At 66.5% G+C, this 18540-nt stretch carries 14 protein-coding genes; 12 read left to right on the top strand and 2 right to left on the bottom strand.

The window, feature by feature from the left end:
- Positions 1 to 64 precede the first annotated feature (64 nt).
- The 11 genes from L6Q96_11930 (at position 65) to L6Q96_11880 (ending at position 14200) form a co-directional block, all read left to right on the top strand.
- Positions 65 to 1753 carry a carbon starvation protein A gene (locus L6Q96_11930; GenBank protein ID MCK6555269.1) on the top strand — a complete coding sequence of 563 codons (1689 nt, stop codon included), beginning with the start codon at positions 65 to 67 and terminating at the stop codon, positions 1751 to 1753.
- Positions 1754 to 1860: 107 nt separating this feature from the next.
- A complete protein-coding gene (locus L6Q96_11925; GenBank protein ID MCK6555268.1) occupies positions 1861 to 4200 on the top strand; it encodes an Rne/Rng family ribonuclease in 2340 nt (779 codons plus the stop codon).
- 186 nt (positions 4201 to 4386) lie between these two features.
- On the top strand, positions 4387 to 5889 hold the full coding sequence (locus L6Q96_11920; GenBank protein ID MCK6555267.1) for a hypothetical protein: 1503 nt from the start codon (positions 4387 to 4389) through the stop codon (positions 5887 to 5889).
- Positions 5890 to 6100: 211 nt separating this feature from the next.
- A complete protein-coding gene (gene alaC, locus L6Q96_11915) occupies positions 6101 to 7309 on the top strand; it encodes an alanine transaminase (GenBank protein ID MCK6555266.1) in 1209 nt (402 codons plus the stop codon).
- Between the two features lie 14 nt (positions 7310 to 7323).
- Complete coding sequence (locus tag L6Q96_11910) at positions 7324 to 8640, top strand: homoserine dehydrogenase (protein ID MCK6555265.1); 1317 nt, start codon at positions 7324 to 7326, stop codon at positions 8638 to 8640.
- Positions 8641 to 8770: 130 nt separating this feature from the next.
- Positions 8771 to 9724 carry a class II fructose-bisphosphatase gene (glpX, locus tag L6Q96_11905; GenBank protein ID MCK6555264.1) on the top strand — a complete coding sequence of 318 codons (954 nt, stop codon included), beginning with the start codon at positions 8771 to 8773 and terminating at the stop codon, positions 9722 to 9724.
- Between the two features lie 56 nt (positions 9725 to 9780).
- Positions 9781 to 10038: a DUF2007 domain-containing protein gene (locus tag L6Q96_11900; GenBank protein MCK6555263.1), complete on the top strand. Its 258-nt coding sequence runs from the start codon at positions 9781 to 9783 to the stop codon at positions 10036 to 10038.
- Positions 10022 to 11659 (top strand): methylmalonyl-CoA mutase family protein, encoded by a 1638-nt coding sequence (locus tag L6Q96_11895; GenBank protein ID MCK6555262.1) that lies wholly within the window; start codon positions 10022 to 10024, stop codon positions 11657 to 11659. Before L6Q96_11900 ends, L6Q96_11895 begins: the two co-directional genes overlap by 17 nt.
- Positions 11660 to 11724: 65 nt before the next feature.
- Positions 11725 to 12135, top strand: coding sequence for a cobalamin B12-binding domain-containing protein (locus tag L6Q96_11890; protein ID MCK6555261.1), 411 nt, complete (start codon positions 11725 to 11727; stop codon positions 12133 to 12135).
- A gap of 25 nt (positions 12136 to 12160) precedes the next feature.
- Positions 12161 to 13372, top strand: coding sequence for an NAD(P)/FAD-dependent oxidoreductase (locus L6Q96_11885; GenBank protein MCK6555260.1), 1212 nt, complete (start codon positions 12161 to 12163; stop codon positions 13370 to 13372).
- Positions 13373 to 14200: a helical backbone metal receptor gene (locus L6Q96_11880; GenBank protein MCK6555259.1), complete on the top strand. Its 828-nt coding sequence runs from the start codon at positions 13373 to 13375 to the stop codon at positions 14198 to 14200. It begins immediately after the preceding gene.
- A 36-nt stretch (positions 14201 to 14236) separates the two neighbouring features.
- Here L6Q96_11880 and L6Q96_11875 read toward each other — a convergent pair whose 3' ends face one another.
- Positions 14237 to 14926 (bottom strand): glutathione S-transferase N-terminal domain-containing protein, encoded by a 690-nt coding sequence (locus L6Q96_11875; protein MCK6555258.1) that lies wholly within the window; start codon positions 14924 to 14926, stop codon positions 14237 to 14239.
- Between the two features lie 565 nt (positions 14927 to 15491).
- On the opposite strand from L6Q96_11875, the gene L6Q96_11870 reads away from it, so the two are divergent.
- Positions 15492 to 17594, top strand: a complete 2103-nt coding sequence (locus tag L6Q96_11870) for an ATP-binding protein (protein ID MCK6555257.1) — start codon at positions 15492 to 15494, stop codon at positions 17592 to 17594.
- Between the two features lie 67 nt (positions 17595 to 17661).
- On the opposite strand, the gene dapB is transcribed toward L6Q96_11870, so the two are convergent.
- Positions 17662 to 18465 (bottom strand): 4-hydroxy-tetrahydrodipicolinate reductase, encoded by an 804-nt coding sequence (dapB, locus tag L6Q96_11865; protein MCK6555256.1) that lies wholly within the window; start codon positions 18463 to 18465, stop codon positions 17662 to 17664.
- Between the last annotated feature and the right edge of the window lie 75 nt (positions 18466 to 18540).

Here is an 18540-nt window from a genome sequence, read left to right as displayed (position 1 = left end):
ACCGGCGTTGCGCCGGCGAAGCCCGCTTGACTCCACCGGCGGGGCTCGGCCATTGGATGGTGCCATGACGCTGCCGTTGTTTGCCACCGTGGCGATCGTCGTCCTCGGTGCGGGCTACACGTTCTACGGTCGCTTCATTGCCGCGCAGTACCGGCTGGACGACGATGTGCCGACCCCGGCGGTGCGCAAGAACGACGGCATTGACTTCGTTCCGACGCGGCCGTTCTACCTGCTCGGCCAACACTTCAGCGCCATTGCGGCGGCGGGGCCGATCGCCGGTCCCATACTCGCGTGCATGCAGTTCGGATGGTTGCCGTGCATTCTCTGGATTGCCATCGGGGTGGTGTTCATCGGTGCGGTACACGATTTTTCGAGCCTGGTCGCGTCGGTCCGCCACGACGGTCGATCGGTGGCCGAGATCGTCCGCGAGGCGATCGGTACGCGGTCGTGGCTGGCGATCATGCTGTTCATCTGGGTGGCGCTGCTTTACGTCATCGTCGCTTTCGCAGACATCACCGCCAGCACCTTCGTGAGCGGGGGCGAGGATCTGGCCGGAAGCGACGTGGCTTTCAATCCCGGCGGGGCGGTGGCGGCGGCGAGCGTCATGTATCTGGCGCTCGCGGTGGCGATGGGTATCGTGGATCGCGTGCTCCGCCCCCCACTCTGGCTGCTAACGGTCCTGTTCGTTCCAGCCACCCTTGGCGTCGTCTGGCTGGGGACGCAGGTCTCGACGCTACTCGTGCTCGGGCCGCGCGCCTGGGGTTTGATCATCCTGGGCTACTGCTTCGTGGCTTCGCTGACGCCGATGTGGGCGCTGCTGCAACCGCGCGGCTATCTCGGCGGATTTGTCCTGTATCTGGCCCTGTTCGTCGGGGTCGTCGGGATATTTTTCGGCGGCTACGAGATCCGCCAGCCAGCCTTTGTCGGCTGGACGGTTCCCGGTGCGACAGGCGCGCTCGTGCCGTTTCTCTTCGTGACCATCGCTTGCGGTGCATGTTCCGGCTTCCACGGTCTGGTGTGTTCCGGGACGACGTCGAAGCAGATCCGCCGCGAGAGCGACTGCCAGCCGATCGGTTACGGGGCGATGCTGCTCGAGGGCTTCGTGGCGGTGATCGCGCTGGCGACCATCATGATCGTCGCGCCGACGGCGGTTGCCGGCCGGCCGCCGGGTACGATTTACGGTACCGGGATCGGGCAGTTCCTGACGCTGCTGATCGGCGGCGAACACCTGCCCTTTGCGGTTACCTTCGGCGCCATGGCATTTTCGACCTTCGTGTTCGACACGCTCGATGTCAGTACGCGGCTGGGGCGATATATCTTGCAAGAGCTGCTAGGGTGGTCGGGTGCGGTCGGAGCCGTGACGGCGACGGCCGCCACGATTGTAGTTCCGGCGCTTTTTCTGATATCGGCCGGGGAAGGGTCGTATCGCACGTTTTGGACACTGTTCGGCACGAGCAACCAGTTACTCGCCGCACTGACGCTGCTGGCGGTGAGCGTGTGGCTGCACCGCAGCGGCCGCCGGTACTGGTTTACCATGGTGCCGATGATCTTCGTCATGACAATTACCGTGTGGTCTCTGTTGCTGCAGATTGGTGGGGTGCTGGAGCGCCTGTCGCAGGGTGCTCAGTATGCCGGTCTCGAAGCGGTGCACGGGTTCGTCGCGGCAGTCCTCGTTCTGCTCGCCGGCGTGCTCACCGCCGAGGGTGGCCGGCGCCTCGCACAGCAGCCGGCAAAGACCTCCTCACGCCCATGAGACCCGCACTAGACGCCCGCATGCCGGCCCGGGTCCGAACGGTCAGGACTATCGACGACCGCGGGGGTGAACCATGATTGCGCGGGAGGCGGGGAAGAGGATTTTGCATGCCGAAAACCATGTTGATCAACGTGACGCACGCGGAGGAGAGCCGCGTGGGGATCGTTGCCGATGGAGTCTTGGTTTCGTTCGAGATTGAATCGTTCAGTCGTGAGCACCTGAAAGGGAACATTTACCGCGCGGTCGTACACCGCGTGCAGCCCGCGCTGGATGCCGCATTCGTCGATATCGGCGCCGACCGCGACGCTTTTCTGCCTCTCGACGAGGTGTGCTTTCGCAACCTGTCGCCGGCGGTACGCGAAGGCAACGGTAACGGCGAACGCCGGCGACTGCGCATCCAGGACGTCTTGAAGCCCGGCGAGGAAGTTCTCGTACAGATCGCCAAGGAGCAGTTCGGCAACAAGCCGCCCACGCTGAGCACCTTTTACTCCCTGCCGGGCCGCTATCTGGTTCTGCTCCCCGGCTCCGACGACGCCGGCATCTCCCGCCGCATTGAAGGGGAAGAACGCCAGCGCATACGCTCGCTGATCGAGAAGCTGGACCCGCCCGAGGGTTTCGGCATCATCGTACGCACGGTGGCGGGCTTCGATCAGGGAGTGCGCGAACTCCAGCGCGACCTCAGCTACCTGCTGCGCCTGTGGGAGAGCATTCGGCAGGCGGCGCAGACCAAGCGGGCCCCGGCGCTGGTGTATCGCGAGCACGACCTGGTGCTGCGCAACATCCGCGATTACTTCACCCCCGACATCGACGAAATCTACGTCGACAACGAAGAAGTCTTCCTGCGCGCCCAGCAGTTTCTCCGGGACGTGATGCCGGACAAGGAGCAGGTGCTACGGCTCTATCAGGGCGACCAGCCGATCTTCTCGCACTTCAACGTCGAGTCGCAGATAGAGTCGATATACAAACGGCGCGTGCCGCTTAAGTCGGGCGGTTCTATCGTCATCGACGGCACCGAAGCGCTGACGGCCATCGACGTCAATTCGGGGCGCTCGACGCGCGGTGGCAGTCAGGAAGAGACGGCGTTCAAGACCAACCAGGAGGCGGCCGTGGAAATCGCCCGGCAGTTGCGGTTGCGCGACCTCGGCGGTCTCATCGTGATCGACTTCATCGACATGCGCAGCCCGCAGCACGTTAGCGAGATCGAAAAGACCCTGCGCCAGGCGATGCACGAGGACAAGGCGCGCCACGAGGTCGGCCGCATTTCCCACTTCGGCCTCCTCGAAGTCTCCCGCCAACGCCTGCGGCCGGCGGCGGCCGCAACGTCGTACGTGGCCTGCCCGATGTGCGAGGGGCACGGCCTCGTGCGCACGACCGAGTCCGCCGCTCTGGTGGCCCTGCGCAAGCTGCACAATCGGATCGCCCATGGCGATCTGGCCGCCTTGAAGGTGTCGGTGCCGAGAGACGTTGCGATCTACCTGCTCAATCAAAAGCGCGAAGACCTCGCTCAACTCGAGCGCCGCTACGGAACCCGTATCCAGGTCGTGCTGCGCGAGGACCTCATGCCGCATCAGTCGGAGTTTGAGGGCCGGCCCCGCGTCGACGGAGAGAGCACGGGCGAACCCACGGGCCTCCGTCTTGGCGGGGTCACGGCCCCCGCGGAAGCGTCAGTGCCGGCGCCGGCGGCGACGGCGACCAATCAGAGCCAGTCGGCCAGCGGTCCGGTGCCGACCGCGCCGGATAAGAACGGCAAGCGGCGACGCCGGCGCCGGGGCCGGCGCCGCGGTCGCGGGGTCGCACCGGCGGTGGCCGTCGCGGACGGTCTGGTGGAACTCGGGACACGCCTTGGTCTGGCGGCGCCGGCGGCTGTTACCGCGGCGCCGAGTGAGGCAACGGAGCCGACTCGCGCAAAGGAATTTGCGGCTGGAATCGACTCCGGCGCCGATATCGAGGAAGAGGAATACCCACTCGACCGGCAGGAGGCGGCGACCGCCGAGGGTGCCGGGGACGCGGCCGTAACCTCGACTGCCGCCGACCGCACCCTTGATGACGCGGTTGCGGCGGCCCTCGCGCCGTCTGCCGCGGTGGATACACCGGCGGCCGGCGCGCGCCATCCCGACGCCGCGGCGGCCCGGGCCCCCGGCGGCGAACCGGCCGCATCCCACGAGGGCCCGACGGCGGTCAGTGCCCGGCCACCAGCGCAACGTTCCCGTCGTGGTGTACGCGGCAAGGCGGCGCCGCCCAGCCGACGAGCTGGACGGGGGGCGGCTGCAGTGCCTAAGGCGCCCGCAACCAGGACGAAGACGGGGTCGACTGCGAGCCCCGCTCGCCCGGCAGCGCCGGGTCGCCAGCGCAAGAACAAGGCGTCGACCCCGCCCCGGCCAGGGCAACCCCGCGGTCGCAAGGCAGGGGCGGGGAGGAAACCTCCCGAAGGTCGTTCGGGAACGTGAGGGCACGCGGTGCGCGCCCAGGGGGGGCAGGCGCTTTTCGAGGCCCGGGGCATTTTTTATTTGACGAATTTCGAGGGCTTGTGGTACCTGATCCGTAAGCTTGAAAGGTGCTGCGTTGTCCAAACCGTGCCCCCCGCGGCTGCGCCGCACGGGGCGTGCCCGGTCAGGTATGAGGGAGGCTGTCACGTGCGCTCATCCATTATCTCGGCTCTTGCCATCCTTGCGGTAGGCGTCGTTTCGTCGAACGGGAACCCGGTGCAAGGGCAGGCGCCTGCCCATCCGACACTTCCAGAATGCTACATTGGCGATCCGGATCTGCTGCTGCCGGACCTGGCACCCGATACGCCCGCGGATGTCCGCAACGTCATCGTCGGGGGGGGGCGGCAGATGCAGTTCACGACCGGAGTCGCCAATATTGGCGACGGGCCGCTCGTGATCGAGGGGCGCACCATCTCGACCGGCGAGGGTCTGGTAACCCAGGGCTATCAGATCCTGTGGCGCCGCGACGGATCCAAATGCGCGCGGGCCACCGGTCGCTTCGAGTTCCACCCGACTCATGAACACTGGCATTTCGAGAACTTCGTTGGCTACGAGCTGCGCCGCGACAATCCGCGCACGGGGCCGTTGGTGGCGGCTGGCGTCAAGGCGTCTTACTGCCTGCTCGACCTCGCCGTTGCACGGGGCTACCACCCTTCGCGCAACCCCCGCCAGGTCACCAATCTGACCTGTGACAGCCAGGAGGGGATTCAGGGAATCTCGGTGGGCTGGAAGGACGTTTACGAACGTTTCCTGCCGGGGCAGGCGATAGACCTCGACCGCGGCGGCAGCCCAGTGCCGACGGGCTCGTACTACCTCGTCAATGTCGTCGACCCGGACGAAATTCTGTGGGAGAAAGACCGCTCCAACAACCTTGCGGCGGTATCTGCCGGTGTGTCCTTACGGCCGCCGACCGGGGGGGTGGTGGGCGCTCCGCTGCCGACAGTCCAGGCAACGCCGCGCACGCAAAGGCCACGCTTGCGGCCGGGCAGAGTTCGCCCGACCCGTCCCAACCGTGACGTCAACACCCCGACGCCACGACCGACCGCCACCCCGACGGTGGACGGCGGTCGGCCGGTAAAGCCGGCAAAGCCGACTCGTCCGCCACGGCCCGGACGCGGTGAGACTCCTACGGTTCCGGTCGAGCCGACCGCCACTCCGACGATTCCCGGGGGCGGCGGCGGTACCATGCCGGCAGTCTGCGAATCGGCGTGCCGTGCCGACATCTCCCAGATGCGCCTGACATGGTACGACGTGCTCGGCCTCGATTTCTCCGCCGTCATCGGCACCCGGATGTGCGGCAACCTGCAACCGCGTGCAGGTGCGCCGGTGACGATACACATGTTCGACTGGATGACCGATGCCGACCTGACGGACGGCTCGAAGGACATCGGCAAACAACACACCGCAACGTTCGTGCTGGACGCGTCCGGTAACGCCGTGGGGAGCGACGGTGCAACCGTGAATTTCACTTCCGGGACTACCGGCACGACGGTGGTTTACCAGGGTTCGGAACCGCCGATCGCGCGGATGTCCGACGGCGTCTGGTTCCCGGTCGTTTTCGATGTGTGCGTTGCCGTGGGCGATCAGGCCATACGCGGTCGGATGGTCTGTCAGCCCAAGCCGCGCGGGCTACTCTGCCACGAAGGCTGAGCCGCTGGCGTGGCCCCACGCCACTGGTGAAGACCGCAGCACCCACGAAACGTGTGTCGCCGGCACCCCGCCAACGGTCGTGGGGAGGCGCGATTTGCGGTAGGCGTGCCGATGCTTTATGGTGCCGTGGTTCTTGACGCGCGGCTTAGCGACGAACGCGACCGCCTCCGGTGGTGAGTGAGCGGCCGTCGAGCAGGGTGCGGAAGACACGATGGAACCTAGCGACTTTCCGAGAATCAAACGCCTCCCGCCTTACGTTTTCAACATCGTCGGCGAACTCAAGCAGGAAGCCCGCCGCAACGGCGAGGACATCATCGACTTCGGCATGGGCAATCCCGACGGTCCGACGCCGCCGCACGTGGTGGCCAAGTTGATCGAGGCGGCATCTAAACCGACCAACCACCGCTATTCCCTGTCGCGCGGGATTCCGAAGCTGCGGTCTGCGGTGACGGACTGGTACAAGCGCCGCTTCGACGTCGACCTCGACCCTGACCGAGAGGCCATCGTAACCCTTGGATCGAAGGAGGGCCTCGGCCACCTCGGACTTGCCCTTCTCGGTCCCGGCGACGTGGTGCTCTGCCCGACCCCGACCTACCCGATCCATCATTACTCGGTCATCATTGCCGGCGGCGATCTCCGCACGGTACCGCTCGTACCCGGCGACGACTTCTTCGCTCGACTCGTCGAGGCCATGGCCGAGACAAGGCCGAAGCCCAAGCTGCTCATTCTCAATTTCCCGCACAATCCGACCACCGAGGTGGTCGACCTCGATTTCTTCGTTAAGATCGTCGACTTTGCCCGCGAACACCGCATCCTGGTCGTACACGACCTCGCTTACGCCGATCTCTGCTTCGATGGCTACCGGCCACCGAGCTTCATGCAGGTGCCGGGAGCCAAGGATGTCGGGGTGGAGTTCTTCACCCTGTCCAAGAGCTACAACATGCCCGGCTGGAGAGTCGGCTTCGCGGTCGGAAACCCGGCGATCATCGGGGCGCTGGCCCGCATCAAAAGCTACCTGGACTACGGTCATTTCCAACCGGTGCAGATCGCCGCGATCCATGCCCTCAACGGACCGCAGCACTGGGTCGAGGAAATCTGTGAAACCTACCGCGCCCGCCGCGACGTCCTCGTTGACGGCCTGAATCGGATCGGCTGGCCGACTCCGAAGCCGCGGGCGACAATGTTCGTCTGGGCCCCCATCCCCGAGCCGTTCCAGCACATGGGCTCGTTGGAATTCGCCACCTTCCTGCTGCGCGAAGCGAAGGTCGCCGTGTCCCCGGGCGTCGGTTTCGGAGACCACGGGGACAGGCACGTGCGGTTTGCACTCATCGAAAACGAACACCGGACGCGCCAGGCAGTCCGCGGTATTCGCAAGGCGCTGGGCGAGGCGGGAAGCGCGCAACTGCGCCGGGTCGGCTAGCTCCGGGTCCCGTCGTGTCGAGTGCCATAAGAGTGGGCCTGATCGGCTTTGGTACGATCGGGACCGGCGTCATCAAGCTGCTGCGGGCTAATCGGAACCACATTCGCGCGCGGTTGGGGACGCGGCTCGTGCTGGCGCGCGTGGCCGATATCGACCTCGGGCGCGACCGCGGCGTGAAGGTCGAGCCGGCCTTGCTGACGACGGACGCGCAGGAACTCATCGACGATCCGAACGTCGACGTCGTGGTCGAACTCATGGGCGGCTACGAGCCGGCACGCCGCTTGGTCCTGCGCGCCATCCGGACGGGCAAGAGCGTGGTTACCGCCAACAAGGCCCTGCTCGCGGTCCACGGGCACGAGATCTTTACCGCCGCCGAGGCCGCGGGCGTCGACCTCGGTTACGAGGCCAGCATTGGCGGGGGCATCCCGATCGTCCGTACTCTAAGGGAAGGGCTGGCCGGGGACCGCAACCGTGCCGTCTACGGTATCGTCAACGGCACCTCGAATTACATCCTGAGCACCATGAGTCAGCACGGCGGCGAGTTCGAAGATGTCCTCGGAGCCGCCCAGGCGCAGGGGCTTGCCGAGGCCGACCCGACCTACGACGTCGACGGGATCGACGCGGCTCACAAGCTGGCGTTGTTGATTCAGCTCGCCTTCGGAACCGGGGTGGCGTTTACCGACATTCCCGTGGAAGGAATTCGTCACGTCGGGCAGATCGATATCGGCTTCGCTCGCGAGTTCGGCTACGTGATCAAGCTGCTCGCCATTGCCAAGGAACACGGCACCGGCCTCGAAGCGCGCGTACACCCGACGATGGTGCCGCGTCATCACGTTCTTGCCGACGTTAACGGCGCTTACAACGCAATTGCAGTGCAGGGCGACGCCCTGGGCTCCAGTGTCTATTTCGGCCTCGGCGCCGGCATGATGCCGACGGCGACGGCGGTGGTCGCCGATCTGATCGAGGTGGCGCGCAATCTGATCGGTGGCGGCCGCGGCCGCGTTGCGCCCCTCGGCTATCCTATCGCTTCCCAGCGTCGTGTCCGCTTGAAACCGATCGACGATCTGGTGAGCGAATACTACCTGCGATTCATGGCCGTCGATCGCCCCGGAGTCCTGGCGCGGATCTCGGGAGTGCTCGGCAAGCACGGCATTTCGATCGCCTCGGTGATACAGCGAGAGCGCGAACACGGGGCGAGCGTGCCGGTGGTTATCCGCACGCACCAGGCGCGCGAGCGCGACGTGCGGCGCGCCCTGCGCGCCATCGACCGCCTGGCGGCGGTGCGCGGCCGCTCGACGCTGATTCGTATCGAAGAGAGCCTGGGCGGTTGAGGGGGGCGCGCGCAATCTGGCGCAACGTGACTAAACGGGATAGATACGAGTTGGAACCCGGCTGTGGCAACGCGGTGCGGCGACAGTCAGGCACAGGGGCCGAAGCCGGTGCGTAGCAAGCGAGTGTGACATGGATCGAAACCTGGCTCTCGAGGCGGTGCGGGTGACCGAGGCGGCGGCGCTGGCGTCGGCCAGATTGATGGGCCGCGGCGATACCGAGGCGACCGACAGGGCGGCGGCGGAGGCGATGCGCAAGGCCTTCCGCTCCATCGCTATCAACGGAGTCATCGTCATCGGCGAAGGGTCTCCCGGAGACAACGATCTCCTCTACATCGGCGAACGGGTCGGCAACGGCACCGGTCCGGAAATCGACGTCGCCCTCGATGCGCTCGAGGGGGCAACGATTTGCGCCACCGGCGGCTTCAACGCGCTGGCGATTATCGCGTTTGCGGAGCGCGGGGGCTTTCTGAGCTGTCCGGATACGTACATGGAAAAGATCGTGGTCGGCCCGGAGGGCCGCGGCGTTATCGACCTCGACAAGTCGCCGACCGACAACCTGCGGGCCCTGGCCGAGGCGAAGAGCGTCTACGTGGCCGACCTCACCGTGGCGATCCTCGATCGTCCGCGGCACGAGCGGCTGGTGACCGAAGTGCGCCGGGCCGGGGCGCGCATAAAACTGCTGGTCGACGGCGACGTGGCCGCCGGTATTGCCACCGCCAAGGGCGATTCGGGCGTCGATATGCTCCTCGGCACCGGGGGCTCGTCGCAAGGTATTCTCACCGCTGCCGCCATGCGCTGCACCGGCGGCGACATGCAGGCGCGCCTGCGGCCGCGCAACGAGGAGGAGGCAGCGCGGGTGCGTTCGGCGGGTATTCCCGACCTGGACAAGAGGTACCGCGCCGACGAGATGGCCTCGGGAAGCATCATGTTTGCCGCCACTGGCGTCACCAACGGCGACCTCCTGCACGGTGTGCGCTTCTTCAAGGGCGGCGGCACCACCAATTCCGTGGTCATGCGATCCCGCACGCACACGCAGAGGTACATCGACGCCATTCACCGCTTCGATCTGAAGCCGGAGTATTGAGGCGAGGCCACGCCGCCGCCAGCGCGTTGACACGCCAGTCCAGGAAGTCGGATACCATGTCTTGGGAGGTCTGCTACGTGACGCCGGTCCCGACCGAAGCTCACCTGGTCAAGGGCTTCCTCGAACACTACGGCGTGCCGTGCATGCTCGACGACCGCCGTTTTGCAGCCCAGCCCCTGACCTTCTGCGCTCTCGGCGAGCTGGCGTTGCTGGTGCCGACCGATTGGGCGCGCGTCGCCCGCGGCCTGATCAAGGGACGGCAAACCCGGACGCGGCGCGCCGTGAGGAGGGGAATTCGTGCAGTCCAAGACTGAGTGGCTCCGGACCCAGTACCCGAAGGACGGCGATCGCCTGCCCGCCTACACCACCGTGTCCGACCTGGAGGTGGAGCCCACCTATACGCCCGACGACCTTAACGGATGGGCCTACGAGACGGCCCTCGGACACCCCGGTACTTACCCGTTCACCCGCGGCGCGTACCCCAGCATGTACCGCGGGAAGCTGTGGACGATGCGCCAGTTCGCCGGCTTCGGCACCGCCGAGGACACCAACGAGCGCTTTCGATTCCTGCTTGCACAGGGCCAGACGGGACTGTCGACTGCCTTCGACATGCCGGCGTTGATGGGCTACGACGCGGATCATCCCCGCGCCCTGGGCGAGGTCGGCCGCGAGGGAGTCGCCGTCTCGAGCCTGGCCGACATGGAGGCGCTCTTCCACGACATTCCCCTCGATCGCGTGACGACCTCGATGACCGTGAACTGCACCGCCAGCATCCTGCTGGCGATGTACTTCGCGCTGGCCGCGCGACGCGGCACGCCGCTGACCGCGCTCGGTGGGACGATTCAGAACGACATGCTCAAGGAGTTCATCGCTCAGAAGGAATGGATCTGTCCGCCGGAACCCTCCGTGCGCATCGTCACCGACATGATCGAGTTCTGTTCCCGCGAGGCGCCGCGCTGGCACCCGGTATCGATCTCGGGGTATCACATTCGCGAGGCCGGCTCGACCGCGGCGCAGGAACTTGCCTTTACGTTGGCCGACGGCATCGGCTACGTGCAGGCCGCCATCGAGCGCGGCCTCGAGGTCGACAACTTCGCTGCGCGCCTGTCCTTCTTCTTCAACGTTCACAACGATTTCTTCGAGGAGATCGCCAAGTTCCGCGCCGCCCGGCGGTTGTGGGCGGCCATAATGCGCGAACGCTTCGGGGCGAAGAGCCCGAAGTCGTGGCTGCTGCGCACACACGCTCAAACGGCGGGGTGTACCCTTACCGCGCAGCAGCCGCTCAACAACATCGTGCGCGTGGCGATACAGGCGCTCGCCGGCGTGCTCGGCGGTACGCAGTCGCTGCACACGAACTCGATGGACGAGACCCTCGCTCTGCCGAGCGAGCAGGCGGTGCTGGTCGCCTTGCGCACCCAGCAGATCGTCGCCGAGGAGACCGGGGTGGCTAACATCGTCGATCCGCTCGGCGGCAGCTACGCCGTGGAGGCGCTGACCGATCGGCTCGCGGCCGAAGCCGCTGCCTACATCAAGCGCATCGACGAGCTGGGGGGTATCGTTCGCGCCATCGAACTCGGCTTCCCGCAAAAGGAGATCGGCGAGGCCTCCTATCGCTATCAGCAGCAACTCGACGCCGGCGTCAGGGTCATGGTCGGCGTCAACCGATACCAGCTCGAGGCCGAACCGCCGATGGAGATCCTGCGTATCGGCCCCGACGTCGAGCGCAAGCAGGTGGAGCGGGTACGCGACCGTAAGCGGGCGCGTAACGCCGGGTCGGTGCGCGACGCCATCGCTCAGGTGCGCGAGGCTGCCGCCGGCGGCCGCAATCTCATGCCGCCTATCATCGAGGCGGTGCACCACGAGGTTACCGTCGGCGAGATCTCCGACGTCTTCCGCGAGGTGTTCGGCGTATACCGGGACCCGGCGTGGGTGTGAGAGGGCAGGGTGGTAGGCTCGGTCGGGATGTGAGGCAGTTAGGCAACTAATAGGTGTCTGCGCTTATGTCTCCGCGTCGCCGCATTCTGATTGCCAAGCCCGGTCTCGACGGCCATGACCGGGGCGCCAAAGTGATCGCCCGAGCCCTGCGCGATGCCGGTTTCGAAGTGATCTATACCGGCTTACACCAGACCCCGGAAATGATTGCGGAGGCGGCAGCGCAGGAGGACGTTGACGGAATCGGACTAAGTATTCTCTCCGGGGCCCACATGACTTTGTTTCCGGCCGTGCTCGATATGCTGCGCCAAAAGGGTATCGACGACGTCGTCGTGTTCGGTGGTGGCATCTTCCCTCCGGAGGATATCGCCGCCCTCAAGCGGCTCGGTGTGGCGGAGCTGTTCACGCCGGGCACGACGATTCCTGACATCGTCGACTGGGTGCGAGCCAACGTGCCGTCCCGGCAGGGTATCGTTTGAGCCTCCGCTGTCGAGGGCTGGAGTCATGCAACGTCGCCCCGTGGTCATTGTCGGATCGGGTCCCGCCGGCAGCGCTACGGCGCTGCACCTGCACGCGATCGCTCCGGAGCTGGCCCGCGATGCGCTGATTCTGGAAAAGGCACATCATCCCCGACCGAAAGTGTGTGCGGGCGGACTGGTGCCGCATACGCTGGCATGTCTCGACGAACTTGGCGTCACGCTCGATGTCGCCCCCGTGGCCGTCCACCGCAGCCGCGTCGCGGTCCCGGGACGAGTCGTGCACTACGAGGGACGCGATATCTGTCACGTGGTGCGGCGGGACGAGTTCGACGCGGTGCTGATGGCAGCGTGTCGCGCCCGGGGGGTGAATGTGCACGAGGGCGCCAAAGTGACCGGCGTGCGCCGAGAGGGCGACCTGGTGCGGGTAGAGACTGAGTCCGAAAGCTACCTGACACCGGTGGTGGTGGGGGCCGACGGGTCGGGCAGTGTAGTGCGGCGCGATCTGCTGCCGAATGCGCCCGACCGTCTGGGACGCGCGGTCATGTGTGACGTTCCGGCGACACAGGCCAGTTGGGACGGGTTCGCGACGGATCGCTACGATTTCAGTTTTACCGCGGTGCCCGATGGTTTGCGGGGGTATGCCTGGGCGTTCCCGTGTCGGATTCGGGGCGCCCCGCACGTCAACATCGGTGTCTACAGCGTCGATGCGTCGGGCAGCCACCGGCAAGTGGAGCGCGCCCTTGCCGCGGAGCTGCAACGTTGCGGGGCAACCCCGGCGCCGGTGAAGGCGTTTCCGATCCGATGGTATGCCCCGGGAATGCCGCTGGCCGCTCCCAATCTGTTGCTGGTCGGGGATGCGGCCGGGGTCGATCCGCTTATGGGAGAGGGCATCTCCTTCGCCTTCGAGTACGCGCGGCGCGCGGCTGCGGCGATCGTCACCGGGCTTGCCGCCGGGGATCTCAGCTTTACGAGCTACGTTCGGGACGTGGAATCCTCCTGGTTCGGGAAGAAATTAAGGCGTCTCGAGCAGGTGACGCGGCTCTTCTACGGGCCGACGTGGCGCTTCTGGTTCGCGCTCGCGGCGTCGAGCCGGCGAGCCCAGGAGGTCGGCATCCGGTGGTACAACGGCGTCGACGGGTGGGACCGGCGCAGTGGTTGGACGGCGTTGTGGACGATCCTCAGCGGCCGCGGCGCGCCAGTCCCGGCGGTGCCGCAGATCGCCGGCCCGCACGCTTGAGTGCGCCGCACCATGTTGACGGTGGCCGACGACCGCGGCCGGCGGGTAGCCATGCCGGTGCCGCCGCGCCGCGTGGTCAGCCTTGTCCCCAGCATTAGCGAGATGTTGTTCGCTCTGGGTCGCGGGGATCTGGTCTGCGGCGCGACGCGCTATTGCGTCGAGCCGGGGGGGCAAATGGGGCACGTTACCCGGGTGGGGGGAACCAAAGACCCGGATCTCGCCACGATCGCCAGCCTGGCCCCCGACCTGGTGCTGGTCAGTCCGGAAGAGAACCGCTGGGCCGATTTCGAGGCGCTGAAGGGTGCCGGCCTGCGTGTGTTCGTTGTCGACCCACGACGCGTCGCCGACGTGCCGGGTACGCTCCGGCGGATTGGTGACATCGTCGACGCGCGATGGGTGGCTGAACGTATCGCGCGCGAGGTGGAGGCGGCGATCGCAGAAGCGACGGGGTGGGCGGCGGAGGTCCGCCCACGGGTGTTTTGCCCGATCTGGAAGGACCCGTGGATGAGCGTTAACGGCTCCACCTTCCCGGGCGACGTGTTGCGGCTTGCCGGTGCAAACAATGTCTGCGGCGACGCCCCGGCGGCATATTGCACAGTGACTCTCGATGAAATCGCCGCTCTGGTCCCGGAGGTCATCCTGCTGCCCGACGAGCCGTTTGCGTTTGCGCCGGAGCATCTGGCGTCTTTACAGCCGCTCGGCGGTACGCCGGCGTTGCGAGACGGGCGGGTCTGCTTTGTCGACGGTAGAGCGCTGTCGTGGTACGGGCCGCGCACCGCCGCGGCGCTCCGCACCATCCGCGTACTGCTGAACCGCCGGTCGGATTGATCGGGCACCGATGCAACGCCCGCTCCGCGCGCGTTGCTACCGCTGTACGAGCGTTGCCGCGCCCTGCGCGAACTCCCGTGCTTCGTCGCCCGTGTCGTTTTCGGTCAGGCTCGGCAGTTTGAACGGCACCTCGACCCCGCGCCGGCAGGCCGGGCGTGCGGCCATACGGTCCATCCATCCCCGCAGGGCGTCGAGCCCGTCGATCGACACCCCCGACCACCTGTAGGTCCGTACCCACGCCCAGTTCGCGATGTCGGCAATCGAGTAGTCGTCCGCCAGCCAGTCGCGCCCGGTCAACCGCGTGTTCAGGACCTCGAACAGCCGGCGGCTCTCGTTCTGGTAGCGGTCGATCGCTGGCTGGATCTTCTCCGGGAAGTAGCGATAGAAGACGTTGGCCTGCCCCATCATCGGCCCAACGCCCGCCATCTGGAACATCAGCCACTGGATCGTCACGGAGCGTCCCTTCCGGTCCGTGGGCAGCAGCTTGCCGGTTTTCTCGGCGAGGTAAATGAGGATCGCGCCGGACTCGAAAACCGGGAAGTCACCTTCGTCGCGATCGACGACGGTGGGAATTCTCCCGTTGGGATTGATGCGAACGTATTCCGCGGCCTTCTGCTCGCCGGCGAGCAGGTTGATGGTGTGGACCTCGTAGGGCAGGCCCAGCTCCTCGAGGCATATGGACGCTTTCCACCCATTCGGCGTCGGCGCCGTGTAAAGATCGATCATCGGGGACCTCCGTAGCGTGCGGACGTGCACCGAGAGTGCTCCGAAGTCGATGCCAAGTCCAGAACCGTCGGGCGTCGCCAGGGTGCTACACATACGTTCCGAATTGGCATCGAAAAGCGGAGGCATCGAGACTTCGGGGCGCGTCCGCGCGACGCCGATCCTGCCCGATGTGAGGCCGGCTGCGATCCGGGCCGACCGGGTTCGCCGAGCGTGCCGGCCGACACGGCTGTGCGTCCTGTGCTGACCCTTTCTGCACCGACCGAGTCGACGTAAGGACGGCCCGGTGCCGGGCCTGCCGGCAGCGCATGGCGAAGCGCACGGCATCTGCGTGCACGGCGTCAACGAATCGCGGCAATGGCTGGTAACGTCAGAATTAGGTCGGTGAGATGCGTTTCCTCGCCGGGGCAGACGGCGCGGCGGTCACGCGGGAGAGGGTGGGATGGCGACCGGCATGGCAGTTGCAAAATCCCGACTCGGCTCAATGGCTGAACCTTTGCCCAGTCGTCGGGAACGCCCCTCCGCCTGGTGGCGGAGCGAAATCGCCGACCAATCGGTTGCCGCGCGCATGTCGGCAGGAATACCCGCGATTCTGGCCATGGTCGCTTTCAGGCTGATTGGCGATGGGCTTGGGCACCATCCCAACCTCAACGCCATCCTCCGCGTGCGCGCGGTGGAGGCCGGTGTCCTGGTCGCCGAGTGGCTGGTCCTGCAAACGCGCTGGCGTATGGCGGTGGCGGTTCCCGTGTCGTTTGCCGTTGGGGTGACGTTGTCGGCCGGGGCCGCGTCGAATGCGATTCTCACCGGGGACATCGTCAATCCGCCGATGTTTCTGTGCACCTATGCGCTGGTGGTTGCCGCGATGCTGCCCTGGGGCTGGCGCCGGCAACTGGTCAGCGTTCTGTCGATGCTTCCGCCGATGTTGTGGAGCACCATCGAGGTGGCGGGGACGCTCGCCGCGGCGTTGCCGAATCCGGCGGTCCTGGCGACGGCGCTGATGGCGGCCTCCGTGTACGTTGCGTACGTCAGCGAGCAGGGTCGTGCGGCCTTGCGGCAGCGGGAGCTGGAACTGGCGCAGAGCGAATCGCGCTATCGCGACCTGGTCGAGCAGGCCTCCGACATCATCTACCGGGCCAACGCGGTCGGGCAGTTCACGTACGCCAACCCGCCCGCCTCGCGGATCCTCGGGTTCGACCCCGAAGACCTGATGGGCCGCCACTACCTGGAACTCGTGCGTCCCGACGTCCGTACGGAGGTGTCGCGCTTCTACGGCCGACAGTTCGTTAAGCAAATTCCCGCGACGTACAACGAGCTTCCGGTCATAACGCGCGACGGCCGTGAGATCTGGCTGGGCCAGAACGTCACGTTGATCATTGCAGACGGGACGGTAACGGGATTTCAGTCGGTGGCCAGAGACGTTACCGACCGCAAGTGCATGGAAGAGGAGCTGGTTCGGGCCAAGGAAGGCGCCGAAGCGGCGGCACAGGCGAAGAGCGAGTTCCTTGCCAACATGAGCCACGAGATCCGCACGCCCTTGAACGGCATTGTCGGCATGACCGAGTTGGCGTTGGGTTGCGACGTGGCGCCCGAGCCGAAGGAGTATCTCGATCTCGCCCTTTCGTCGGCGGAGGCCCTGATGACGGTGATCGACGACATCCTCGACTTCTCGAAGATCGAGGCCGGGAAGTTGGAGCTGCAAGCTTTGGAATTCGGCCTGCGAGAGGTCCTTACCGAGATCGTGAAGTTGCTGGGGCCGCGGGCGGGCGCCCAGGGTGTCGGGTTGACCTACGCAGTCGACGCCGACGTACCCGACGATCTGGTCGGCGACCCGGGCCGGCTGCGCCAGGTGGTGATCAATCTTGTCGGCAATGCGCTGAAGTTTACCGAGAAGGGCCGAGTTGCCCTGACCGTCGATCTGGTTCATGGCGAGGATTTGGCCCGAGACGAGGCCGGGCCCGTCCGTTTACACTTCTCGGTACGGGACACTGGCGTGGGCATACCGGCGGAACGGTTGGAGGCAATTTTCCACCCCTTCGAGCAGGCCGATAGTTCGACCACCCGCCGGTACGGGGGCACGGGCCTCGGTCTGACGATCTCGACGCGGCTCGTGGGGATGATGCAGGGACGGATCTGGGCGGAGAGTACGGTCGGTGTCGGCAGTATTTTTCATTTCACCGCCGCTTTGGAAAGGGGCGCCGGTCGGGTGCGGGTCGTGGAGACGCTGCGTCATGCCGAGCCGGCGCCGGGAGCCGCCGAGAGTGGGCGTTCGTTGAAGGTGCTCGTGGCCGAGGACAACGCAGTCAATCGGAAGCTGGCCCTGCGGCTTCTCGAACGCCGTGGACACCGTGCCGAGGTGGCGGTCAACGGTGTCGAGGCCGTCGCTGCCGCGCTGCGGGAGCGCTTCGACATCATCCTGATGGACGTCCAGATGCCGGAAATGGACGGCTTCCAGGCAACCGCCGCGATTCGCGAACACGAAAGGGCGGCCGGTCTGCACACACCCATCGTTGCCATGACCGCGCATGCCCTGAAGGGGGACGATGACCGGTGCCTTGCGGCGGGTATGGACGCGTACGTCGCCAAACCCATCCAGGCGGCCCGCCTGTTTGCGGTCATCGAACAGTTGACGGCCCCCGCCGACGAAGAGGACCGAGCCGCCGCGGTCGCGTAGTCCGCGGCTTCGCCGGTCGACTTGCCTTGCCGAGTTGTTGCGTGCGGCTCCGATCAGGCGGGGCGGTTCACAGCCCGAGCACATCGGCCATGCCGTAACGACCTACGGGCTGGCCGGCGATCCATAGCGCCGCCCGCACCGCGCCGCGGGCGAGGCATTCGCGGCTGTGGGCGCGGTGCGTCAGCTCGATGCGCTCGCCGGAACCGGCGAAGATCACCGTGTGATCGCCCACCACATCCCCGCCCCGCAGGGCCATGACGCCGATCTCGCGGTCGGTGCGCTTGCCGATTACGCCGGCGCGCGCCGAGACGATGTCGTCGGGAAAGGTTAGACCGGAGGCGGCGGCCAGGGTGCGCGCCAGAGCCAGTGCGGTTCCGCTCGGAGCGTCCACCTTGAGGCGGTGGTGCATTTCGACAATCTCCGCATCGAAGTCGGGACCCAACGTCGTAGCTGCCGCCTGAATCAGGCGGTGCAGGACCGTGATGCCGACGCTCATGTTCGCCGCCACCACGCTGCGAATGCGCGGCGCCAGGGCGTCGATCTCCGACTGCTGCGCCGCCGAGAACCCGGTCGATCCGATTACCATCGCACTGCCGCAATCCACCGCCGTGCGCAGATTGGCGAGGGCAGCCTCGGCATTCGTGAAATCGAGGATCACCGTATCCGGTCCGGCCGCCGCGGCGAGACGGTCGGCGATTGCCACGTGTTGCGGCGCGACGCCGGCGAGCGTGCCGGCATCGGCGCCGAGGCTTCCATGCCCGGGCACTTCGATGGCACCGGCCAGCACCGCGGCGGGATTCTGCGCGATCAACGTCACCAGCATTCTGCCCATGCGGCCAGCCGCACCGCAGACGATCATTCGCGTTGGCATCGGTGCTCCTTCGTTGTGGCCGCTTCGCCCGCCGCGGCGCCCGGGTATCGAAGCCGGATGCGACGCGGGGCGGGA

This window comes from Candidatus Binatia bacterium (genome assembly GCA_023150935.1).
GTDB lineage: Bacteria > Desulfobacterota > Binatia > HRBIN30 > HRBIN30 > JAKLJW01.
The sequence above is the reverse complement of the archived record's forward strand: the minus strand, read 5'-3'. Positions and strand labels throughout refer to the sequence as shown.